This window comes from Rhodococcus antarcticus (assembly GCF_026153295.1).
Taxonomy (GTDB): domain Bacteria; phylum Actinomycetota; class Actinomycetes; order Mycobacteriales; family Mycobacteriaceae; genus Rhodococcus_D; species Rhodococcus_D antarcticus.
Genome location: NZ_CP110615.1, coordinates 1,851,869 through 1,873,379, shown reverse-complemented (window position 1 = coordinate 1,873,379; position 21,511 = coordinate 1,851,869). Strand labels below are relative to the sequence as shown.

Sequence of the window (21,511 nt, the reverse complement as noted above, 5' to 3'; positions counted from 1 at the left end):
CGGCATGAGCCGCCTCACTGCCACCCCGGCCCACCCGGAAGTTGTCGGGGTCCGCACCTAGCATGGCGTGGGCGCGCCTCGAGAGTGCTGCCGCGGACCGTTCGACCGTGTCCTGTGAAGGACCCACCGTGTTCTGGGAGAGGAATTTCCGTGGCTGACCGTCTCGTCGTGCGTGGCGCCCGCGAGCACAACCTCCGGGGTGTCGACCTCGACCTCCCGCGGGACAGCCTCATCGCGTTCACCGGGCTCTCGGGCTCCGGCAAGTCCAGCCTGGCCTTCGACACCATCTTCGCCGAGGGTCAGCGTCGGTACGTCGAGTCGCTCTCGGCCTACGCCCGGCAGTTCCTCGGCCAGATGGACAAGCCGGACGTCGACTTCATCGAGGGTCTCTCGCCCGCGGTGTCCATCGACCAGAAGTCCACCAACCGCAACCCGCGGTCCACGGTCGGCACCATCACCGAGGTCTACGACTACCTCCGCCTGCTGTACGCGCGCGCCGGCACCCCGCACTGCCCGGTCTGCGGCGAGCTCATCTCCAAGCAGACGCCGCAGCAGATCGTCGACCAGGTGCTGGAGATGGAGGAGGGGGCCCGTTTCCAGGTCCTCGCCCCGGTCGTGCGCACCCGCAAGGGCGAGTTCGTGGACCTCTTCGAGTCGCTGCAGCAGCAGGGCTACGCCCGCGTGCGGGTCGACGGCACCGTCCACCCACTGTCGGACCCGCCCAAGCTCAAGAAGCAGGAGAAGCACGACATCGAGGTGGTCGTGGACCGCCTCCAGGTCAAGGCCACGGCGAAGCAGCGGCTGACGGACTCGGTCGAGACCGCGCTGCGCCTGGCCGACGGCGTCCTGGTGCTGGACTTCGTCGACCGTGCGGAGTCCGACCCGGACCGCGAGCGCCGGTTCTCGGAGAAGATGGCCTGCCCCAACAACCACCCGCTGTCCATCGACGACCTCGAGCCCCGCTCCTTCTCCTTCAACTCCCCCTACGGCGCCTGTCCCACGTGCACGGGGCTCGGCATCCGGAAGGAGGTGGACCCGGAGCTCGTGGTCCCCGACGACGAGCTGAGCCTGGCCGACGGCGCCATCGCCCCCTGGTCCAGCGGCCAGACGGCGGAGTACTTCGCCCGGCTGCTCGCCGGTCTGGCGGAGGCCATGGGCTTCGACGTCCGCACCCCGTGGCGCGAACTCCCGGCGAAGGCCCGCGCGGCGGTGCTGGAGGGCTCCGACGACCAGGTCCACGTCAGCTACCGCAACCGCTACGGCCGGACCCGGTCCTACTACGCCGCGTTCGAGGGCGTCATGCCGTTCCTCGAGCGCCGCATGGAGCAGACCGAGTCCGAGCAGATGAAGGAGCGCTACGACGGGTACATGCGCGAGGTGCCCTGCCCCGCCTGCGGGGGCACCCGGCTCAAGCCGGAGATCCTCGCGGTCACCATGGCCCACGACGACCGCGGCGAGATGTCCATCGCACAGGTGTGCGCCCTGTCCATCGCCGACTGCGCGGGGTTCCTGAACGGGCTCACGCTCGGCCCCCGCGAGGAGGTCATCGCAGGTTCGGTGCTCAAGGAGGTGCAGGCGCGGCTCGGGTTCCTCCTCGACGTCGGCCTGGAGTACCTGTCCCTGGACCGTGCGGCGGGGACCCTGTCCGGCGGCGAGGCCCAGCGCATCCGGCTGGCCACCCAGATCGGCTCCGGGCTGGTCGGCGTTCTCTACGTGCTGGACGAGCCGTCCATCGGGCTGCACCAGCGCGACAACCGGCGCCTCATCGAGACGCTGACCCGCCTGCGCGACCTGGGCAACACGCTCATCGTCGTCGAGCACGACGAGGACACCATCCGGGCCGCGGACTGGGTGGTGGACATCGGCCCCCGTGCCGGTGAGCACGGCGGCCGCGTGGTGCACAGCGGCAGCTACGCCGACCTGCTCACCAACCCCGAGTCGGTCACCGGCGCGTACCTCTCCGGGCGCGAGAGCATCCCGGTGCCGACCACCCGCCGCAAGGTCGACCGCAAGCGGATGGTCACCGTGGTGGGGGCTCGCGAGCACAACCTCCAGGGCATCGACGTCGCCTTCCCGCTGGGACTGCTGGTGGCAGTCACCGGGGTGTCGGGCTCGGGCAAGTCGACGATGGTCAACGACATCCTCGCCACCGTCATGGCCAACAAGCTCAACGGTGCCCGTCAGGTCCCGGGCCGGCACACCCGGGTCAACGGCCTGGACCAGCTGGACAAGCTCGTGCGGGTGGACCAGTCGCCCATCGGCCGCACGCCCCGGTCGAACGCCGCCACCTACACCGGCGTGTTCGACAAGATCCGCACCCTGTTCGCCTCCACCACCGAGGCCAAGGTGCGCGGCTACCAGCCCGGCCGGTTCTCCTTCAACGTCAAGGGCGGCCGCTGCGAGGCGTGCTCCGGCGACGGCACCCTGAAGATCGAGATGAACTTCCTGCCCGACGTCTACGTCCCCTGCGAGGTCTGCCATGGGGCCCGGTACAACCGGGAGACCCTGGAGGTCCACTACAAGGGCAAGACCATCGCCGAGGTGCTGGACATGCCCATCGAGGAGGCGGCGGACTTCTTCCAGGCGATCAGCTCCATCCACCGCTACCTCGCGACGCTGGTGGAGGTCGGCCTGGGCTACGTCCGGCTGGGCCAGCCTGCCACCACGCTCTCCGGCGGAGAGGCGCAGCGGGTGAAGCTGGCCTCGGAGCTGCAGAAGCGGACCAGCGGCCGCGCGGTGTACGTGCTCGACGAGCCGACCACCGGGCTGCACTTCGACGACATCCGCAAGCTGCTGCTCGTGGTCAACGGTCTCGTGGACAAGGGGAACTCGGTCATCGTGATCGAGCACAACCTCGACGTCATCAAGACCGCGGACTGGGTGCTGGACATGGGCCCGGAGGGTGGGGCCGGCGGCGGCACGCTGGTGGCGGAGGGCACGCCCGAGCACATCGCCTCGGTGTCGGCCAGCTACACGGGGTCGTTCCTCAAGGACGTGCTCGCCCCGGGTGCGCCCGGCGTGTCCGCCGCCCCGCGGAAGGGACCGGCGAGGAAGCCCGCGCCGCGTCGGGCCAAGGAGCCCGCCGCCGCACACTGACCGTCGCCGGGGCCACCGTCACCGGCGCGCGCCCGGGGGAGGGGCTGGCCGCCGGTCAGTGGACCGGGCCGGTGTACTTCTCGCCGGGGCCCATCCCGGGCTCGTCGGGGTGGGTGGACTCCTCGCGGAAGGCCCGCTGCAGCGCCTGGAGGCCCTCGCGCAGCGGTCCGGCGTGCAGCCCGAGGTACTCCGTCGAGGCCGTGACCAGACCTGCGAGTGCGGTGATGACCCGCCGGGCCTCGTCCAGGTCCCGGTGCGGGCTCTCCGCGGGGTCGGCATCGGCCAGGCCGAGCTTCTCGGCAGCCGAGCTCATGAGCATCACGGCAGCCCGGCTGATGACCTCGATGGCGGGCACGTCCGAGAGCTCGCGGGACGGGAGCCCGTGGGACACGGGCTCCGGGGAGGATTGATCTGCGGCGAGTTCCGGGGCGTCCGACATGCCTGGTACCCTTTCACCACGACCGCCCCCGTCATGCACGGGGGCAGCAAGTGGAGTCCGCTCCCACCTCAGGGCACACGGTGTCCTCGAGGTCCGGTCCGCCCGGCTCGCGCCGGGGTGCTCGCGGCGAGAGCCGGGCAGCGCAGGACCGGTCGGCAACGGGCCCCGGCACGCCTCAAGGCGGGCAGGGGCCTTCGTCGTGGGAGTCCCTCCACCGGTCACGACAGCACCGTCGAACCGAGGAGGATCCATCAGCGCCGAGACCCGCATCAACGACCGCATCCGAGTTCCCGAGGTCCGGCTCGTCGGACCCAACGGGGAACAGGTGGGCATCGTTCGCGTGGAAGACGCCCTCCGGCTGGCCGTGGAGGCCGACCTCGATCTCGTCGAGGTGGCACCGGAGGCCCGCCCCCCGGTCTGCAAGCTCATGGACTACGGCAAGTTCAAGTACGAGAACGCGCAGAAGCTGCGCGAGTCGCGCAAGAACCAGCAGATGACCGTGGTCAAGGAGCAGAAGCTCCGGCCGAAGATCGACTCGCACGACTACGAGACCAAGAAGGGTCACGTCGAGCGGTTCCTCAAGGCAGGCCACAAGGTCAAGGTCACCATCATGTTCCGCGGCCGGGAGCAGTCCCGCCCCGAGCTCGGCTTCCGCCTGCTGCAGCGCCTCGGCGCCGACGTGGTGGACCTGGGCTACGTGGAGACCTCCGCCAAGCAGGACGGCCGCAACATGACGATGGTCCTGGCCCCGCACAAGGGTGCGAAGACCAGGGTCAAGGCCCAGCAGGGCGTCGAGGCCGGCAACCAGCCCGCTCCGGTGGCCGCCGAGCCCGTGGCACCCGCGAGCGAGCCCGCTGCCGTGGAGGCGACACCCGCCGCCGCGGCCGCCGCGCCCGCACCCCAGCAGTAGCTCCGCGCCCCGCCGGGCCGGAGCACGACACGCAGCACAGAGGATCACTCATGCCGAAGATGAAGACGCACAAGGGCACCGCCAAGCGCATCAAGGTGACCGGCAGCGGCAAGCTGCTCCGCGAGAAGGCCGGCCGTCGCCACCTCCTGGAGCACAAGGCCTCCAAGCGCACCCGTCGCCTGGAGGGCACCACCGAGGTCGACAAGCGCGACGCCGGCCGCATCAAGCGCCTGCTCGGCATCTGAGCGACCCGGCCGCGTGGGCCACCGCCCGCGCCGCTCCCCTGAACACCCGGGCGGACCTCCGCCCCTGACACCGAACAGGACCCACCAGTGGCACGCGTCAAGAGGGCAGTCAACGCCCAGAAGAAGCGCCGGACCGTTCTCGCCTCGGCGGCCGGCTACCGGGGCCAGCGCTCGCGGCTCTACCGCAAGGCCAAGGAGCAGATGCTCCACTCGATGACCTACGCGTACCGGGACCGCCGGGCGCGCAAGGGCGAGTTCCGCAAGCTGTGGATCCAGCGCATCAACGCTGCGGCCCGCGCGAACGGCATGACCTACAACCGGTTCATGCAGGGCATCAAGCTCTCCGGCCTGGAGGTCGACCGCAAGGTGCTGGCCGACCTGGCCGTGCACGACGCTGCCACGTTCGCGACCCTGGTCGAGCTGTCCAGGGCGAGCCTGCCGGCTGACGTGAACGCCCCTGTCGCCGTGGCCGCCGCCTGAGCACTGCAGCCCGCGGGCCGGTGGCCGTGCCCGGGGGGGAGCTCACCGAGCGCACCCCCCGGGTCGTGGCCGCGGTCAAGCTGCACCGCCCTGCTGCCCGTCGGGCGGCGGGGCGGTTCCTCGTCGAGGGGTCCCAGGCCGTGACCGAGGCCCTGGCCCACGGGGTGGTCCACGAGCTCTTCGCCACCGACGAGGCCGCCGCGAGGCACACCGTCCTCGTGGCCGGGGCGCGGGCCGCCGGCGTCACCGTCAGCACCGTCACGCCCCGTGCGGCCGCCGCGCTCGCCGAGACCGTGACCCCCCAGGGCATCGTGGCCGTCTGTGCGCTCGTCGACGTGGACGTGCCCAGCGCGCTGAGCGACGAACCCCGCCTGGTCGCGGTGCTCGTGGACGCGGGGGAGCCGGGCAACGCCGGCACCGTGGTCAGGGTGGCCGACGCCGCCGGGGCCGACGCGGTGCTGCTGGCCGGGGACAGCGTCGACGTGCACAACGGCAAGTGCGTGCGCGCCTCCACCGGCAGCGTGTTCCACCTGCCCGTCGCCCGGCACCGTGACACCACCGCGCTGGTCGCACGGCTGCACGAGGCCGGACTGCAGGTGCTGGCCACCGCGGCCGACGGCGAGGTCGACCTCGACGACGCCGACCAGCTCCTCGCCGCTCCCACCGCGTGGCTGTTCGGCAACGAGGCGCACGGGCTCGACCCCGTGCTCGCCGCCGCGGCCGACCACCGGGTGCGCGTGCCCATCCACGGGCGGGCGGAGAGCCTGAACGTCGCCACGGCGGCGGCGGTGTGCCTGTACGCCAGCGCTCGCGTGCAGCGCGCTCGCCTACGCTCCTGACCGAACCCAGACCGGAAGAGGTGCACGCGAGAGTGTCCGCGACCAACGACCCCTACGACCCCAAGCAGGTCGCCACGCTCCAACCCGCCGCGCTCGAGGCCGCCGGGGAGCAGGCCCTGGCGGCGTTCGCGGCGGCGGGGGACCTCGACGCGCTGGCCGCGGCCCGCACCGCGCACCTCGGGGACCGCGCCCCGGTGATGCTGGCCCGCCGCGAGCTCGGCGCCCTGCCACCGGCCGCACGCTCGGACGCCGGCAAGCGGGTCAACCAGGTCCGCCAGGCCGCCCAGCTCGCGCACGACGACCGGCGCACCGTGCTCTCCGCCGAGCGTGACGCCGCCGTCCTCGTCGCGGAGTCCGTCGACGTGACGCTGCCCGCGAACCGGGTGCCTCCGGGCGCACGCCACCCCATCACCGTGCTGCTGGAGCAGGCCGCCGACGTGTTCGTGGCCATGGGCTGGGAGGTTGCCGAGGGCCCGGAGCTGGAGAGCGAGCACTTCAACTTCGACGCGCTGAACTTCCTGCCCGACCATCCCGCGCGCACCATGCAGGACACCTTCCACGTCGCCCCGGAGGGATCCCGTCAGGTGCTGCGCACGCACACCTCGCCGGTGCAGGTCCGCTCCATGCTCAGCCGCGACCTGCCGCTGTTCGTCGTGTGCCCGGGCCGCACGTTCCGCACCGACGAGCTCGACGCCACGCACACCCCGGTCTTCCACCAGATCGAGGGCCTCGCCATCGCCGAGGGCCTCACCATGGCCCACCTCAAGGGCACCCTCGACGCCTTCGCCCGGGCGATGTTCGGGCCGGACTCCCGGATCCGCTTCCGGCCCAGCTACTTCCCCTTCACCGAGCCCTCCGTCGAGCCCGACGTGTGGTTCCCGGAGAAGAAGGGTGGCGCGGGCTGGGTGGAGTGGGGTGGCTGCGGGATGGTCAACCCGAACGTGCTCCGGGCCAGCGGCATCGACCCGGAGCGGTACTCGGGCTTCGCCTTCGGCATGGGCGTGGACCGCACCCTGATGTTCCGCAACGGCATCTCCGACATGCGCGACATGGTGGAGGGCGACGTGCGCTTCACGCTGCCCTTCGGCCTGTCCCTCTAGCTCCACACCCCAGAAGCGAGGCTCCCGTGCGCACCCCCCTGACCTGGCTCGCCGACTCCGGACTCCCCGCGGGCGTGCTCCCGGCCGATCCCGCGGCCGTGGGCGACGCCTTCGTCCGCGTGGGTCTCGAGCTCGAGGAGATCGACGTGCTGCCCGGGGTCGCCGGACCGGTCGTCGTCGGACGGGTCCTGGAGATCACCGAGCTCAGCGGGTTCAAGAAGCCCATCCGGTCCTGCCGGGTCGAGGTGGGCGAGCCGGAGCCGCGCGGGATCGTCTGCGGAGCACGGAACTTCGCGGTGGGTGACCTGGTCGTCGCGGCGCTGCCCGGCTCGGAGCTGCCCGGTGGGTTCGCCATCGCTGCCCGCACGACCTACGGCGAGGTCTCCGACGGCATGATCTGCTCCGCGCGGGAGCTGGGCCTGGGGGCCGAGCACTCCGGGATCGTCGTGCTCCCCCCGGGCACGGCGGAGCCCGGCGCCGTGGCCGCCGACGTGCTCGGGCTCACCGACGCCGTGCTCGACCTGGCCGTCACCCCCGACCGTGGCTACTGCTTCTCGATGCGGGGACTGGGGCGGGAGATGGCCGCTGCCCTGGGGGTGCCCTTCACCGACCCCGCTGCCGTCGCCGTGCCGGACACCGAGGGGGACGCGTGGCCCGTCACGGTGGACCCCGACGCCGGGTGCAGCCGCTTCACCGCACGTCGGGTCACCGGGGTGGACGCCTCGGCCGCGAGCCCGTGGTGGCTACAGCGTCGGCTCCTGCTCTCGGGCCTGCGGCCGATCTCCGCGGCCGTGGACGTCACCAACTACGTCATGCTCGAGCTCGGCCAGCCGCTGCACGCCTTCGACGCCGCGCGGGTCCGGGGCGCGCTGCACGTCCGGCGGGCGCAGCCGGGGGAGAGCCTGCGCACCCTGGACGACACCGTCCGCACCCTCGACCCCCAGGACGTGGTCATCGCCGACGACTCCGGCGTGGTCTCCCTGGCCGGAGTGATGGGCGGGGCCGGCACAGAGGTCACCACCACCACCACGGACGTGCTCCTCGAGGCCGCCACCTGGGACCCGCTGTCGGTGTTCCGCACCGCGCGCAGGCACAAGCTGCCCAGCGAGGCCAGCCGTCGCTTCGAGCGCACCGTGGACCCGGCGCTGGCCGAGGTCGCCCTCGAGCGCGCCGCCACCCTGCTCGCCGAGATCGCCGGCGGCTCCGTGGCACCCGGACGCACCGTGCTCGGCTCCGTCGGCGTGCGGCCGGCCATCACGATCGCCGTCGACCTGCCCGACCGGGTGGCCGGAACCGGCTACGCCCCGGGGACCACCCGTCACCGGCTCGAGGAGGTGGGCTGCACGGTCGTCGACGTCGACGGCGGCCTCGCGGTGACCCCGCCCAGCTGGCGGCCCGACCTCGTCCAGCCCGCCGACCTGGTGGAGGAGGTGCTCCGGCTGGAGGGGCTCGACGTGATCCCGTCGGTGCTCCCGGCCGCCCCGGCCGGCCGCGGACTCACCCCCGCCCAGCGCCGCCGTCGGGCCGTCTCCCGCGCGCTCGCCGCCACCGGGTACGTCGAGGTGCTGCCCACGGTGTTCCTGCCCCCGGGGGTGTTCGACGCCTTCGGCCTCGACGCCGAGGACCCGAGGCGGCACACCGCCCGGGTGCTGAACCCGCTCGACGCCGACCGCGGGGAGCTGGCCACCACTCTGCTGCCCGCTCTGCTCGAGGCGCTGGTCCGCAACGTCTCCCGAGGAGCCCGCACCGTCTCGCTCTACGGGATGGCCCAGGTCGTGCTCCCGGGCAGGGACGTCCCCGAGCCGGTGGCCGCGCTGCCGGTCGACCGCCGGCCCACCGTCGAGCAGGTGGCCGCCATCGAGGCATCCCTGCCGCCCCAGCCCGTTCACGTCGCCGCGGTGCTCGCGGGGCAGCGCGAGCTCGCCGGCTGGTGGGGTCCGGGCCGGGCGGCCGAGGCCGCCGACGCCATCGCGGCCGCCCAGGCCGTGGCGTCCGCCGCGGGGGTGGAGCTCACCGTCCGCGCTGGCCGGCGTGCACCCTGGCACCCCGGTCGCTGCGCCGAGCTGTCGGTGGCCGGCGTCGTGGTGGGTCACGCGGGCGAGCTGCACCCGCGCGTCGTGGAGCGGCTCGGACTGCCGGCGCGCACCTGTGCGGTGGAGCTCGAGCTCGACGCGCTGCCGCTGGTCGAGCCACGACCGGCACCGGCCGTGTCGCCGTTCCCGCCCGTGCTGCAGGACGTGGCGCTCGTGGTCGACGAGGGCGTGCCGGCGCAGGACGTGCGGTCGGCCCTGCTCACCGGGGCCGGTGACCTGGTCGAGGACGTCCGGCTGTTCGACGTCTACACCGGGTCCCAGGTGGCGCAGGGCAAGCGCTCGCTGGCCTTCTCGCTGCGCTTCCGCGCCACCGACCGCACTCTCACCGAGGACGAGGCGTCGGCGGCCCGCGATGCCGCGGTCGCGCTGGCCACCGAGCGGGTGGGGGCCGTGCTGCGCGGGTAGCCGGATCGCCGGGCGACCCGCAGGCGACGACGAGGACGTCGGGGTCCACCACGGGGGTGGCCTCCGGATCCGTTCCGCGTTCGGTGACGCCGGTGACACCAGGCGGGCCCAGGCAGCACCGCTCCGGTGCACGGGCACACTGGGGGCATGACCCCGACCACCCCACGACCGGCCGGTGCGCCGGTCGGCCGGCGGCTGGTCCTGGGGCTCGTCGGCCTTGGGGCGGCGGGGGTGCTGGCCGGCGGCCCGATCCAGCGGGGTCTCGCGGCCGTGCTCGGGCCCATCGGCAACCACGACCCGACGGGGCTGGTCGGCCTCATCCCCGTGGGCAACACCTTCCGCTTCTACTCCGTCACCCGGGGCGCACCGCGCGAGGACGCGACCAGCTACTCGCTGGCCGTGTCCGGGATGGTGGACGCCCCGGTGACCCTGGGCCTGGCCGACCTCCAAGGCATGGCGCAGACCACGATCGTCCGCGACTTCCAGTGCGTGACGGGGTGGCGGGTGCCCGAGGTGCGCTGGAGCGGCGTGCGCCTGTCCGAGGTGCTCGACGCCGCCGGGGTGGGAGCCGGCGCCACGGCAGTGCGGTTCACCTCCTTCGACGGGACCTACACCGAGAGCCTGCCGCTGGAGGTCGCGCGGCGCGACGACGTCCTCGTGGCGCTGCAGATGCTCGACGGTGACGTCACCCACGACCACGGCGGACCCGTTCGGCTCTTCGCCGCCTCGCAGTACGGCTACAAGAGCCTGAAGTGGCTCTCCGGCATCGAGCTCACCCGCGCCGAGGTCCCCGGCTACTGGGAGACCCGCGGCTACGACCTCGACGGCACGGTGGGGACGACGAACGGGCGCAGCGATGAGCCGACCAGCTGACCCCGCCCCGCCCCGTGACGAGCTCGACCGCTTCGACCGGGTGGAGCGCTGGGTGCACTGGTCGGTGGGGGTGCTGTTCGCTGCCTGCGCCCTCACCGCGGCGGTGCTCTACCTCGGCCCGCTGTCGGTGCTGGTGGGCAACCGACGGATCGTGGTCCTGGTGCACGTGTGGTCGGGGTTCGCGCTGCCCGTGCCGCTGGTGGCGGGGGCGGTGTCGAAGGCCTACCGCAGCGACCTGCGCCGGCTCGGGCGGTTCACCCCGGCCGACGGCGCGTGGCTGCGGGCGGGTCGGGGCAGGCGGGACGCGGATGGCGTGGGCAAGTTCAACGCCGGCCAGAAGCTCAACGGGGCGCTGAGCACCGGTGCCATCCTCGTGCTGCTCGGCACCGGGACGATCATGTACTTCACCGGGCTGGCGCCGCTGGCCTACCGCACCGGCGCGACGTTCGTGCACGACTGGTCGGCCCTCGCCGTCTGGGTGCTCGTGCTGGGTCACCTCCACCACGCCCTCCGCGACCCCGAGGCGATGCGGGGCATCAGGTCGGGTCGGGTGCACCGCGCGTGGGCCCGGAACGAGCACCCGGAGTGGGAGCGCGAGAACCGGGACGCGCAACGGCCGCGGCACCCCTGAGGGAACCGCGGCCGTCGTGCCGCACGGGTGTCGCTCAGCCCAGTCGCTCGCCCGTCTCCGGGTGGAAGGCGTGCTCGTCGCCGTGGCGCGAGACCACCTGGATCGTGTCGCCGTTGCGGGGCGGGACCCGACCGTCGAAGCGGACGACGAAGTGCTTGGTGACCGAGTCGTCGTCGGTGCCCACCACCTTGCCGTACACGTAGGCGTCGGCGCCGAGCTCCTCCACCAGCTGGACGTCGACGGTGATGCCCTCGCCGTCCGTGGCGACCGAGAACGCCTCGGGGCGGATCCCGAGCGTGATCTCCTGCAGGTTCGCCCTCGACGCCGCCTCGACGACCTCACGGCGCAGCGGGACCACCGAGCTGCCGAGCTGGGCGCCGCCGTCGACGAGCCGGGCGGTGCGCAGGTTCATGCCGGGCGAGCCGATGAACGCCGCGACGAAGGCGTTCCGGGGAGCGTCGTAGAGGTTCCGCGGCGTGTCCACCTGCTGCAGGATGCCGTCCTTGAGGACGGCCACGCGGTGGCCCATGGTCATGGCCTCGACCTGGTCGTGGGTGACGTAGAGGGTGGTGGTGCCCAGGCGGGACTGCAGCGCGGCGATGTTGGCGCGGGTCTCCACCCGCAGCTTGGCGTCGAGGTTCGACAGCGGTTCGTCCATCAGGAACACGCTGGGTTCGCGGACGATGGCCCGACCCATGGCGACACGCTGGCGCTGGCCACCGGAGAGCGCCTTGGGCTTGCGGTCGAGGTAGGCCTCGAGGTCCAGCAGCTTGGCGGCCTCGACGACCTTGGCGCGACGGTCCTCCTTGCTGACGCCCTTGAGCTTGAGCGCGAAACCCATGTTCTCGGCCACCGACATGTGTGGGTACAGGGCGTAGTTCTGGAAGACCATCGCGATGTCGCGGTCCTTGGGCGGCATCTGGGAGACGTCCCGGCCGCCGATGTGGATCGCGCCCTGGTCGACGTCCTCCAGGCCCGCGAGCATGCGCAGGGCGGTCGACTTCCCGGATCCCGACGGACCCACGAGGACCATGAACTCGCCCTCGACGACCTCCAGGTCGAGCTTGTTCACCGCCGGGGTGGGGTTGCCCGCGTAGATCCGTGAGGCCTCGAGGTACTGGACTCCAGCCATGGCTGTTCCTTCCGTAGGTGGGTGACCGCACCGGGTACGGGTGGGCGGGACGAGGTCGGCCGAGACCCCGCTGCACACCTCACGGCTTTCCGGCCCGGGGTGGGATCCGACCCCCGGAGGAGGGACGGCACCCGCAGGACGGCGTCGCGATCACCGGCACCGTAGCAGTGCCCTGCATCACAGTCGCGGTGGCTGCGCGAGCCCCTCCCGGGTCCGCGCCGGACGCACGTCCCGTGCCTGGGCCCGCCCGCCCCTGGGCGTGGCGCGCGCTGCCGGTCAGGCTCGAGACATTCGCATGAAGTTGCAGAGTAGTGCATGATGTTGTCATGACAGTGCGGATCGCGGTCGCCGGGGCCAGCGGGTACGCAGGGGGAGAGCTCCTGCGCCTGCTGCTGGGCCACCCGGACGTGGAGATCGGTGCGGTGACCGCGGGGGGCAACGCCGGATCGGCCCTGGGAGAGCACCAGCCGCACCTGCTGCCGCTGTCCGGCCGGGTGCTGCAGGAGACCACCCCCGACGTCCTCGGTGGTCACGACGTGGTCTTCCTGGCCCTGCCGCACGGCCGCTCGGCCGAGATCGCCGGGCAGCTGGGCGAGGACGTCGTCGTCATCGACTGCGGGGCCGACTTCCGGCTGGTCGATCCCGAGGCCTGGACCCGCTACTACGGCAGCCCGCACGCCGGCACCTGGCCGTACGGGATGCCCGAGCTGCCCGGGGCGCGCGAGCCGCTCGTGGGGGCGCGGCGGATCGCGGTGCCCGGCTGCTACCCCACGGCCGCCAGCCTCGCCCTCGCCCCGGCCCTGGCCGCCGGGATCGTCGACCACGACGTCACCGTGGTGGCGGTCAGCGGCACCTCCGGCGCGGGGAGGGCGGCGAAGACCACCCTGCTGGGCTCGGAGGTGATGGGCTCGCTGAGCGCCTACGGCGTGGGCGGTACCCACCGGCACACCCCGGAGATCCGGCAGAACCTCACCGCCGCCGCCGGCGCACCGGTCACGGTGTCCTTCACCCCCGTGCTCGCCCCGCTGCCCCGCGGCATCCTCGCCACCTGCTCGGCGCGCACGTCGGCGACCGGGCCGCAGGCACGGGCGGTCTACGAGCAGGCCTACGCCGACGAGCCCTTCGTGCACCTGCTGCCGGCCGGACGCTTCCCCACCACCGGGGCCGTGCTCGGGTCCAACGCCCTCCAGCTCCAGGTGGCGGTGGACGCCGACGCCCAGCGCCTCGTCGTCGTGGCGGCCGTGGACAACCTGACCAAGGGCACCGCCGGTGCGGCCGTCCAGTGCATGAACCTCGCCCTCGGACTCCCCGAGACCGCAGGCCTGTCCACGATCGGAGTCGCACCGTGACACCGCCCGCCCCAGCCCGGGACGACCTCGTCCGCAACCAGGGCGTCACCGCCGCCGCGGGGTTCAAGGCCTCCGGGGTCGCCGCCGGGCTCAAGGCCTCGGGCAACCTCGACGTCGCCCTCGTGGTCAACGAGGGGCCCGACCACGCCGCCGCCGGGGTCTTCACCCGCAACCAGGTCAAGGCCGCCCCCGTGCTGTGGAGCCAGCAGGTGCTCACCACCGGCCGGCTGCGCGCGGTGGTGCTGAACTCCGGCGGGGCCAACGCCTGCACCGGGCCCGGCGGGTTCCAGGACACCCACGCCACCGCCGAGCACACCGCGGCGACGTTGAGCGGCTGGGGCACCGGGACCGGCGCAGCAGAGGTCGCGGTGTGCTCCACCGGTCTCATCGGCGACCGGCTGCCCATGGACAAGCTGCTGCCCGGCGTGTCCGAGGCGGTGCACGAGCTCGCCGGCGGACTCGGGGGCGGGTTCGACGCCGCTCGCGCCGTGATGACCACCGACACCGTGCCCAAGCAGGCTGCGGTGCAGGCCGACGGCTTCACGGTGGGCGGTTTCGCCAAGGGTGCCGGGATGCTCGCACCCAGCCTGGCCACCATGCTCGTGGTGCTGACCACCGACGCCGTGGCCGACGCGGCCGTGCTGGACGCGGCGCTGCGCGAGGCGTGCCGCACCACCTTCGACCGGCTCGACGTCGACGGGGCCACCTCGACCAACGACACGGTGCTCCTGCTCGGCTCCGGCGCCAGCGAGCACACGCCCACGGCCGGCGAGCTGACCGCGGCCGTCACCGCGGTCTGCGACGACCTGGCCGCCCAGCTCATGGCCGACGCCGAGGGCGCCACCAAGCACGTCACCATCACCGTCTCCGGGGCCCGCACCGAGGACGAGGCGGTGGCCGTCGCCCGCACGGTGGCCCGGGACAGCCTGGTGAAGACCGCGCTGTTCGGCTCCGACCCGAACTGGGGCCGGGTGCTCGCCGCCGTCGGCATGGCGCCCGTGGCCCTCGAGCCCGACCGCATCGACGTCTCCTTCGACGGCCACCCGGTCTGCCTCGGCGGGGTCGGCGCACCCGGCGCCCGCGAGGCCGACCTCTCCGCGGAGCGCATCAGCCTGGAGATCGCCCTCGGCCTCGGCGACGCCACGGCGAGCATCCGCACCACGGACCTCAGCCACGGGTACGTCGAGGAGAACTCGGCGTACAGCTCGTGACCGCCAGCCAGCGGCTGGTCACCGCCGCCCAGAAGGCCGGGGTCCTCGTCGAGGCCCTGCCCTGGCTGCAGCGCTTCCACGGCAAGGTCGTCGTCGTGAAGTACGGCGGCAACGCCATGGTCGACGACGGGCTCAAGCGGGCGTTCGCCGAGGACATGGTGTTCCTGCGCACCGCCGGCATCCACCCCGTGGTCGTGCACGGCGGTGGTCCGCAGATCACCGCCATGCTCACCCGGCTCGGTCTCGCGGGGGAGTTCCGGGGTGGCCTGCGGGTCACGACGCCCGAGGTGATGGACGTCGTCCGCATGGTGCTCTTCGGCCAGGTCGGTCGTGAGCTCGTCGGGCTCATCAACGCCCACGGCCCGCACGCGGTGGGCCTGTCCGGCGAGGACGCCCAGCTGTTCACCGCCGCCCGGCGCACCGCCACCGTCGACGGGCAGCCGGTGGACGTGGGCCTCGTCGGCGACGTGGTGGACGTCAACGCCGACGCGGTGCTCGACCTCGTCCGTGCCGGCCGCATCCCGGTGGTCAGCTCCATCGCCCCCGACGTGGACGGCGTGGTGCACAACGTCAACGCCGACACCGCCGCGGCTGCGCTCGCCGTGGCGCTGGGGGCGGAAAAGCTCGTGGTGCTCACCGACGTGGAGGGCCTCTACGACAGCTGGCCCGACCGCGGCTCGCTGCGCTCCACGATCGGCAGCGACGAGCTCGCCGGGCTGCTCCCACGCCTGGACTCCGGCATGGCTCCGAAGATGGAGGCCTGCCTGCGCGCGGTCACCGGGGGCGTGCCCAGCGCCCACGTCATCGACGGGCGCCTGGCCCACTCGGTGCTCCTGGAAGTGTTCACCTCCGACGGCATAGGAACGATGGTGACCCGCTCATGACCACTCCCCTCCAGCAGCGCTGGGCGGCCTCGATGATGGACAACTACGGGACCCCGCCGCTGGGGCTGGTCTCCGGCTCCGGAGCGGTGCTCACCGCCGAGGACGGGCGCACCTACCTGGACCTGCTCGGCGGGATCGCCGTCAACGCCCTCGGCCACGCCCACCCGGCGGTCGTCGAGGCCGTCACCCGCCAGCTCTCCACCCTCGGGCACGTGTCCAACCTCTACGTCTCCGAACCCGCGCTCCAGCTCGCCGAGGAGCTCCTGGCGCACCTGGGCCACCCGGGCCGGGTGCTGCTGTGCAACTCCGGGGCGGAGGCCAACGAGGCCGCGTTCAAGATCGCCCGCCGCACCGGCCGCCCCACGATCATCGCCGCGGAGAACGGCTTCCACGGCCGCACGATGGGTGCTCTCGCCCTCACCGGGCAGCCCGGCAAGCGCACCCCGTTCGAGCCGATGCCCGCCGGGGTGGAGTTCGTGCCCTTCGGCGACGTCGCCGCGCTCGAGGCCGCGGTGGACGCCGACACGGCCGCGGTGTTCCTCGAGCCCGTGCAGGGGGAGGGGGGCGTGGTCGTGCCGCCGGCCGGCTACCTGGCCGCAGCCCGGGAGATCACCACCCGCCACGGCGCGCTGCTGGTGCTCGACGAGGTGCAGACCGGGGTCGGCCGCACCGGCACGTTCTTCGCCCACCAGGCCGACGGGGTCACCCCGGACGTGGTGACGATGGCCAAGGGGCTCGGCGGCGGTCTGCCCATCGGGGCGTGCATCGGGATCGGCGCGGCCGGGGAGCTCCTGCAGCCCGGCCAGCACGGCACCACGTTCGGCGGCAACCCCGTGTGCTGCGCCGCGGCGCTGGCCGTCCTGCACACCCTGGCCGCCGACGACCTCCTGGCCCACGTCGCGGCGCTGGGCAAGGAGCTCTCCGCGGGCATCGAGGCGCTCGGGCACCCGCTCGTCAGCCACGTCCGGGGCACCGGGCTGCTGCTCGGCATCGTGCTCACCGCGCCGGTCGGTCCCGCCGTCGTGGCCGCGGCCGAGGACGCCGGGTTCCTGCTCAACGCCCCCGGTCCGGCGGTGCTCCGGCTCGCCCCGCCGCTGGTGCTGACCTCGGAGCAGGCGCAGTCGTTCGTCGACGCCCTGCCCGCCATCCTCGACCGTGCCGCCGAGACCTCAGCCCAGGGAGCCCTCGCATGACCCGCCACTTCCTCCGCGACGACGACCTCGCCCCGGCCGAGCAGGCGGAGGTGCTCGCCCTGGCCGCCGAGCTCAAGGCCGCGCCGTGCAGCCACACGCCGCTGGCCGGACCCCAGGGCGTGGGCGTCATCTTCGAGAAGGCCTCCACCCGCACCCGGTTCTCCTTCGAGGTCGGCATCGCCCAGCTCGGCGGGCACGCCGTGGTGGTCGACGGACGCACCATGCAGCTGGGTCGCGAGGAGACCATCGACGACACCGGGCGGGTGCTGAGCCGCTACGTCAGCGCCATCGTGTGGCGGACCTTCGCCCAGAAGCGCCTCGAGCTCATGGTCGAGGGCTCGACGGTGCCGGTCGTGAACGCGCTGTCGGACACCTTCCACCCGTGCCAGGTGCTGGCCGACCTGCAGACGATCGCCGAGCGCAAGGGCTCCCTGGCGGGCCTGCGGATGACCTACTTCGGCGACGGGGCCAACAACATGGCGCACTCGCTGCTCCTCGGGGGCGCCACCGCCGGCATGCACGTCACCGTCGCCGCTCCGCGGGGCTTCGACCCCGATCCGGGCGTGCTCGACGCAGCCCGGGCGCGCGCGGAGCTGACCGGCGGCAGCGTGCGCACCACCACCGACCCGCACGCCGGGGCCGACGGCGCGGACGTCCTGGTCACCGACACCTGGACCTCCATGGGCCAGGAGGACGACGGGCTCGACCGGGTGCGGCCGTTCCGCCCGTTCCAGGTGAACGCCGAGCTGCTGGCCCGGGCCGCGGCGGACCCCGTCGTGCTGCACTGCCTTCCCGCCCACCGCGGGATGGAGATCACCGACGAGGTGCTCGACGGCCCGCACAGCGCGGTGTGGGACGAGGCCGAGAACCGCCTGCACGCGCAGAAAGCCCTGCTGACCTGGCTGCTGGAGCACCCGTGACCGCCGGCCCGTCGAGCAGTCCCGTCAGCCGGGTCGCCCGGCAGGGGCGGATCCTCGCGCTGCTGGCCGCCCACCCGGTGCACAACCAGCCCGAGCTCGCCGCGCTGCTGGCCGCCGAGGGCGTCGAGACCACCCAGGGCACCCTCTCCCGGGACCTCGACGAGCTCGGTGCGGTCAAGCTCCGCGGCGTCGACGGCTCTGCCGGGGTCTACGTCGTCCCCGAGGACGGCAGCCCGGTGCAGCGGGTCGTGAACGGCGTCGTCGGGGGCGGCACCGACCGCCTGGCCCGCCTGCTCGCCGAGCTGCTGGTGTCCACCGACTCCAGCGGCAACCTCGCCGTCCTGCGCACCCCGCCCGGGGCGGCCAGCTTCCTGGCCAGCGCCCTGGACCGCGCGGCCCTGCACGACGTCGTCGGCACGATCGCGGGGGATGACACGATCGTCGTCGTCGCCCGGGAACCGTTGACCGGCGCCGAGCTCGCCACCCGCATCACCCACCTGCAGCAGAAGGAGCACAGCACTCATGGCTGACCGCGTCGTACTCGCCTACTCGGGCGGGCTGGACACCTCCGTCGCCATCAGCTGGATCGGCAGGGAGACCGGCAAGGAGGTCGTTGCCGTGGCCATCGACCTCGGCCAGGGTGGCGAGGACATGGAGGACATCCGCCAGCGCGCCCTGGACTGCGGCGCCGTGGAGTCCGTCGTCGTCGACGCCCGCGACGAGTTCGCGGAGCAGTACTGCCTGCCGACGGTCCAGGCCAACGCCCTGTACATGGATCGCTACCCGCTGGTCTCGGCGATCAGCCGCCCGCTCATCGTCAAGCACCTCGTGGCGGCGGCGAAGACCTTCGGTGGCACCACCGTCGCCCACGGCTGCACCGGCAAGGGCAACGACCAGGTGCGCTTCGAGGTCGGCATCGGCGCGCTGGGCCCGGACCTGGAGGTCATCGCGCCCGTCCGCGACTACGCGTGGACCCGGGAGAAGGCCATCGCCTTCGCCGAGGAGAACGCGATCCCCATCAACGTCTCCAAGAAGTCCCCGTTCTCCATCGACCAGAACGTGTGGGGCCGTGCGGTGGAGACCGGGTTCCTCGAGGACCTGTGGAACGCCCCCACCAAGGACGTCTACAGCTACACCGAGGATCCCACCGTCAACTTCCTCGCCCCCGACGAGCTCGTGCTCGCCTTCGAGGCCGGCGTGCCGGTGAGCATCGACGGCCGGAAGCTCTCGGTCCTGCAGGTCATCCAGGAGCTCAACACCCGGGCGGGCGCCCAGGGCGTGGGCCGTCTCGACATGGTCGAGGACCGTCTCGTCGGCATCAAGAGCCGCGAGATCTACGAGGCGCCGGGCGCGATGACGCTGATCACCGCCCACCAGGAGCTGGAGAACGTCACCGTCGAGCGCGAGCTGGCCCGCTACAAGCGCCAGGTCGAGCAGCGCTGGGGCGAGCTGGTCTACGACGGCCTGTGGTTCTCGCCCCTCAAGGACGCCCTGGACGTGTTCCTGGCCAAGACCCAGGAGCGGGTGACCGGCGAGATCCGGCTCGTCCTGCACGGCGGCAACGTGGTCGTCAACGGGCGACGGAGCACGGAGAGCCTCTACGACTTCAACCTGGCGACCTACGACGAGGGCGACTCGTTCGACCAGAGCATGGCCAAGGGCTTCGTGACGCTGCACGGGCTCTCCTCGAAGATGGCGGCCAAGCGCGACCTCGGGCTGTGAGCGCGCTCTGGGGCGGGCGCTTCGCGAGCGGGCCCGCCGAGGCGATGGCAGCGCTGAGCAAGTCGACCCACTTCGACTGGGTGCTGGCACCGCACGACGTGCGGGCCTCCAAGGCCCACGCGCGGGTGCTGCACGCGGCGGGCCTGCTCACCGACGACGCGCTCGCCACCATGCTCGAGGGTCTGGCCCGGCTCGCAGCGGACGTGGACAGCGGCGCGTTCACCCCCGAGCTCGCTGACGAGGACGTGCACTCGGCCCTGGAGCGCGGGCTCATCGAGCGGGTCGGTCCCGAGGTCGGTGGCCGGCTGCGCGCCGGGCGCTCGCGCAACGACCAGGTGGCGACCCTGTTCCGGATGTGGCTGCGCGACGCTGTGCGCGTGGTTGCTGTCGGGGTGCTCGACGTCGTGGACGCCCTGGCCACCCAGGCCGCGGCGCACCCGGAGGCGGTGATGCCCGGACGCACGCACCTGCAGCACGCCCAGCCGGTGCTGCTGGCCCACCACCTGCTGGCCCACACCCACCCGCTGCTGCGCGACGTGGCCCGGCTGCGCGACTTCGACGTCCGCGCCGCGGTCTCGCCCTACGGGTCCGGGGCGCTCGCCGGATCCTCGCTCGGGCTGGACCCGGAGGCGGTGGCCACGGAGCTGGGCTTCGACTCCTCGGCGGAGAACTCCATCGACGCGACCAGCTCGCGCGACTTCGCCGCCGAGGCCGCGTTCGTGCTGGCCATGATCGGGGTCGACCTGTCCCGGCTCGCCGAGGAGGTCATCCTCTGGTCCACCGCCGAGTTCAGCTACGTGACGCTGGCCGACGCCTGGTCCACCGGGTCCTCGATCATGCCGCAGAAGAAGAACCCCGACGTCGCCGAGCTCACCCGCGGCAAGTCCGGCCGCCTCATCGGCAACCTCACGGGTCTGCTGGCCACGCTCAAGGCTCAGCCGCTGGCCTACAACCGGGACCTGCAGGAGGACAAGGAGCCGCTGTTCGACTCGGTGGCCCAGCTGCAGCTGCTGCTGCCGGCGATCACCGGGCTGGTGGCCACCTTGGACTTCCACACCGAGCGGATGGCCGAGCTGGCTCCGGCCGGGTTCACCCTGGCCACCGACGTGGCGGAGTGGCTGGTCAAGCAGGGGGTGCCCTTCCGGGTGGCGCACGAGGCCGCCGGCGGCTGCGTGCGTGCGGCCGAGGCCCGGGGCGTGGGCCTGGCGGAGCTGACCGACGCCGAGCTCGCCTCCGTGGACGTCCACCTGACGCCCGAGGTCCGCGGGGTGCTCACCGTCACCGGGTCGATCGCCTCCCGCGACGCCCGGGGTGGCACGGCCGGGGTCCGGGTGGCCGAGCAGCTCGGGGGCGTGCGGCGCACCGCGGCCGACCACCTCGAGTGGGCCACCCGGACGGGGTGAGCGCGCTCGAGGGCACTGCGGAGGCTGCGGCCCGGGCGCTGCTCGGCGCGACCCTGCACGGCCGGGGGGTCAGTGCCCGCATCGTCGAGGTGGAGGCCTACGCCGGGGTCCAGGACCCGGCCTCGCACGCCTTCCGGGGGAGGACGGCCCGCACGGCGGTGATGTTCGGGCCCGCCGGGCGCCTGTACGCGTACTTCGTCTACGGCATGCACACCTGCCTCAACGTCAGTGCGGGTCCGGACGGGCAGGCCGCGGCGGTGCTCCTGCGGGCCGCGGAGGTGCTCACCGGAGTCGACACGGCGACCGCCCGTCGTCCCACGGCGCGCCGCCCGCCCGACCTCGCCCGGGGTCCGGCCAACCTGGCGCTGGCCCTGGGGATCACCCTCGCCGACGGTGGCACCGACCTGCTCGCCGGGGGAGAGGTGCGCCTGGAGCTGCACGAGCCCGTGGTCGAGGTGGCCCTCGGCCCCCGGGTCGGGGTCAGCACGGCAGCGGACGTCCCGTGGCGGTTCTGGCTCCCGGGCAGCCCGGCCGTGTCGGCCTACCGCCGCTCACCCCGGGCCCCCTGATCGTCGACCGGGTTCGA

20 protein-coding genes are annotated in these 21,511 nt (G+C 73.2%); 18 read left to right on the top strand and 2 right to left on the bottom strand.

Annotation, left to right across the window (positions count from 1 at the left end; all coding sequences use genetic code 11):
- Window positions 1–150: 150 nt before the first annotated feature.
- Complete coding sequence (gene uvrA / locus RHODO2019_RS09005; RefSeq protein ID WP_265381486.1) at window positions 151–3,096, top strand: excinuclease ABC subunit UvrA; 2,946 nt, start codon at window positions 151–153, stop codon at window positions 3,094–3,096.
- Window positions 3,097–3,151: 55 nt separating this feature from the next.
- On the opposite strand, the gene RHODO2019_RS09000 is transcribed toward uvrA, so the two are convergent.
- On the bottom strand, window positions 3,152–3,535 hold the full coding sequence (locus tag RHODO2019_RS09000) for a DUF1844 domain-containing protein (protein WP_265381485.1): 384 nt from the start codon (window positions 3,533–3,535) through the stop codon (window positions 3,152–3,154).
- Between the two features lie 199 nt (window positions 3,536–3,734).
- Here RHODO2019_RS09000 and infC point away from each other — a divergent pair, with 199 nt between their 5' ends.
- From infC to RHODO2019_RS08960, 8 genes are all read left to right on the top strand, one after another.
- Entirely contained in the window at window positions 3,735–4,445 is a 711-nt protein-coding gene (gene infC, locus RHODO2019_RS08995; RefSeq protein WP_265381484.1) for a translation initiation factor IF-3, read from the top strand.
- Window positions 4,446–4,495: 50 nt separating this feature from the next.
- Window positions 4,496–4,690, top strand: a complete 195-nt coding sequence (gene rpmI, locus RHODO2019_RS08990; RefSeq protein ID WP_265381483.1) for a 50S ribosomal protein L35 — start codon at window positions 4,496–4,498, stop codon at window positions 4,688–4,690.
- A gap of 87 nt (window positions 4,691–4,777) precedes the next feature.
- Complete coding sequence (gene rplT, locus RHODO2019_RS08985; RefSeq protein WP_265381482.1) at window positions 4,778–5,170, top strand: 50S ribosomal protein L20; 393 nt, start codon at window positions 4,778–4,780, stop codon at window positions 5,168–5,170.
- Window positions 5,171–5,190: 20 nt separating this feature from the next.
- Window positions 5,191–6,009 (top strand): TrmH family RNA methyltransferase, encoded by an 819-nt coding sequence (locus RHODO2019_RS08980; RefSeq protein WP_265381481.1) that lies wholly within the window; start codon window positions 5,191–5,193, stop codon window positions 6,007–6,009.
- Window positions 6,010–6,125: 116 nt separating this feature from the next.
- Complete coding sequence (gene pheS, locus RHODO2019_RS08975) at window positions 6,126–7,109, top strand: phenylalanine--tRNA ligase subunit alpha (RefSeq protein WP_435532214.1); 984 nt, start codon at window positions 6,126–6,128, stop codon at window positions 7,107–7,109.
- A 26-nt stretch (window positions 7,110–7,135) separates the two neighbouring features.
- The gene (gene pheT, locus RHODO2019_RS08970; RefSeq protein WP_435532098.1) at window positions 7,136–9,607 is read left to right on the top strand and encodes a phenylalanine--tRNA ligase subunit beta; all 2,472 of its coding nucleotides are present in this window, start codon (window positions 7,136–7,138) and stop codon (window positions 9,605–9,607) included.
- Between the two features lie 147 nt (window positions 9,608–9,754).
- Window positions 9,755–10,480, top strand: a complete 726-nt coding sequence (locus tag RHODO2019_RS08965; protein ID WP_265381479.1) for a molybdopterin-dependent oxidoreductase — start codon at window positions 9,755–9,757, stop codon at window positions 10,478–10,480.
- Complete coding sequence (locus tag RHODO2019_RS08960; protein WP_265381478.1) at window positions 10,464–11,111, top strand: cytochrome b/b6 domain-containing protein; 648 nt, start codon at window positions 10,464–10,466, stop codon at window positions 11,109–11,111. The genes RHODO2019_RS08965 and RHODO2019_RS08960 overlap by 17 nt, the downstream gene beginning before the upstream one ends.
- A gap of 34 nt (window positions 11,112–11,145) precedes the next feature.
- Here the strand turns inward: RHODO2019_RS08960 and RHODO2019_RS08955 are convergent, their stop codons facing one another.
- Window positions 11,146–12,243, bottom strand: coding sequence for an ABC transporter ATP-binding protein (locus tag RHODO2019_RS08955; protein WP_265381477.1), 1,098 nt, complete (start codon window positions 12,241–12,243; stop codon window positions 11,146–11,148).
- A gap of 326 nt (window positions 12,244–12,569) precedes the next feature.
- On the opposite strand from RHODO2019_RS08955, the gene argC reads away from it, so the two are divergent.
- The 9 genes from argC to RHODO2019_RS08910 are packed head-to-tail and all read left to right on the top strand — an operon-like array spanning window position 12,570 to window position 21,494.
- Window positions 12,570–13,592 (top strand): N-acetyl-gamma-glutamyl-phosphate reductase, encoded by a 1,023-nt coding sequence (gene argC, locus RHODO2019_RS08950; protein ID WP_265381476.1) that lies wholly within the window; start codon window positions 12,570–12,572, stop codon window positions 13,590–13,592.
- On the top strand, window positions 13,589–14,803 hold the full coding sequence (argJ, locus tag RHODO2019_RS08945) for a bifunctional glutamate N-acetyltransferase/amino-acid acetyltransferase ArgJ (RefSeq protein WP_265381475.1): 1,215 nt from the start codon (window positions 13,589–13,591) through the stop codon (window positions 14,801–14,803). Before argC ends, argJ begins: the two co-directional genes overlap by 4 nt.
- Window positions 14,800–15,687: an acetylglutamate kinase gene (gene argB, locus RHODO2019_RS08940; protein ID WP_265381474.1), complete on the top strand. Its 888-nt coding sequence runs from the start codon at window positions 14,800–14,802 to the stop codon at window positions 15,685–15,687. Before argJ ends, argB begins: the two co-directional genes overlap by 4 nt.
- Window positions 15,684–16,880 (top strand): acetylornithine transaminase, encoded by a 1,197-nt coding sequence (locus tag RHODO2019_RS08935; protein WP_265381473.1) that lies wholly within the window; start codon window positions 15,684–15,686, stop codon window positions 16,878–16,880. The genes argB and RHODO2019_RS08935 overlap by 4 nt, the downstream gene beginning before the upstream one ends.
- Complete coding sequence (gene argF / locus RHODO2019_RS08930) at window positions 16,877–17,800, top strand: ornithine carbamoyltransferase (RefSeq protein WP_265381472.1); 924 nt, start codon at window positions 16,877–16,879, stop codon at window positions 17,798–17,800. The genes RHODO2019_RS08935 and argF overlap by 4 nt, the downstream gene beginning before the upstream one ends.
- Complete coding sequence (locus RHODO2019_RS08925; protein WP_265381471.1) at window positions 17,797–18,330, top strand: arginine repressor; 534 nt, start codon at window positions 17,797–17,799, stop codon at window positions 18,328–18,330. The genes argF and RHODO2019_RS08925 overlap by 4 nt, the downstream gene beginning before the upstream one ends.
- Window positions 18,323–19,522: an argininosuccinate synthase gene (locus tag RHODO2019_RS08920; RefSeq protein ID WP_265381470.1), complete on the top strand. Its 1,200-nt coding sequence runs from the start codon at window positions 18,323–18,325 to the stop codon at window positions 19,520–19,522. The genes RHODO2019_RS08925 and RHODO2019_RS08920 overlap by 8 nt, the downstream gene beginning before the upstream one ends.
- Window positions 19,519–20,925 (top strand): argininosuccinate lyase, encoded by a 1,407-nt coding sequence (argH, locus tag RHODO2019_RS08915; RefSeq protein ID WP_265381469.1) that lies wholly within the window; start codon window positions 19,519–19,521, stop codon window positions 20,923–20,925. The genes RHODO2019_RS08920 and argH overlap by 4 nt, the downstream gene beginning before the upstream one ends.
- Window positions 20,922–21,494 (top strand): DNA-3-methyladenine glycosylase, encoded by a 573-nt coding sequence (locus tag RHODO2019_RS08910; protein ID WP_265381468.1) that lies wholly within the window; start codon window positions 20,922–20,924, stop codon window positions 21,492–21,494. Before argH ends, RHODO2019_RS08910 begins: the two co-directional genes overlap by 4 nt.
- Window positions 21,495–21,511: the final 17 nt, after the last annotated feature.

What these genes read in the sequence shown, in the direction of transcription:
- RHODO2019_RS08965 (WP_265381479.1), top strand. Translation starts at nt 9,755, where the DNA reads ATGACCCCGACCACCCCACGACCGGCCGGTGCGCCGGTCGGCCGGCGG.
- RHODO2019_RS08920 (WP_265381470.1), top strand. Translation starts at nt 18,323, where the DNA reads ATGGCTGACCGCGTCGTACTCGCCTACTCGGGCGGGCTGGACACCTCC.
- RHODO2019_RS08935 (WP_265381473.1), top strand. Translation starts at nt 15,684, where the DNA reads ATGACCACTCCCCTCCAGCAGCGCTGGGCGGCCTCGATGATGGACAAC.
- RHODO2019_RS09000 (WP_265381485.1), bottom strand. Translation starts at nt 3,535, where the DNA reads ATGTCGGACGCCCCGGAACTCGCCGCAGATCAATCCTCCCCGGAGCCC.
- argF (WP_265381472.1), top strand. Translation starts at nt 16,877, where the DNA reads ATGACCCGCCACTTCCTCCGCGACGACGACCTCGCCCCGGCCGAGCAG.
- RHODO2019_RS08960 (WP_265381478.1), top strand. Translation starts at nt 10,464, where the DNA reads ATGAGCCGACCAGCTGACCCCGCCCCGCCCCGTGACGAGCTCGACCGC.
- RHODO2019_RS08955 (WP_265381477.1), bottom strand. Translation starts at nt 12,243, where the DNA reads ATGGCTGGAGTCCAGTACCTCGAGGCCTCACGGATCTACGCGGGCAAC.
- rpmI (WP_265381483.1), top strand. Translation starts at nt 4,496, where the DNA reads ATGCCGAAGATGAAGACGCACAAGGGCACCGCCAAGCGCATCAAGGTG.
- argC (WP_265381476.1), top strand. Translation starts at nt 12,570, where the DNA reads ATGACAGTGCGGATCGCGGTCGCCGGGGCCAGCGGGTACGCAGGGGGA.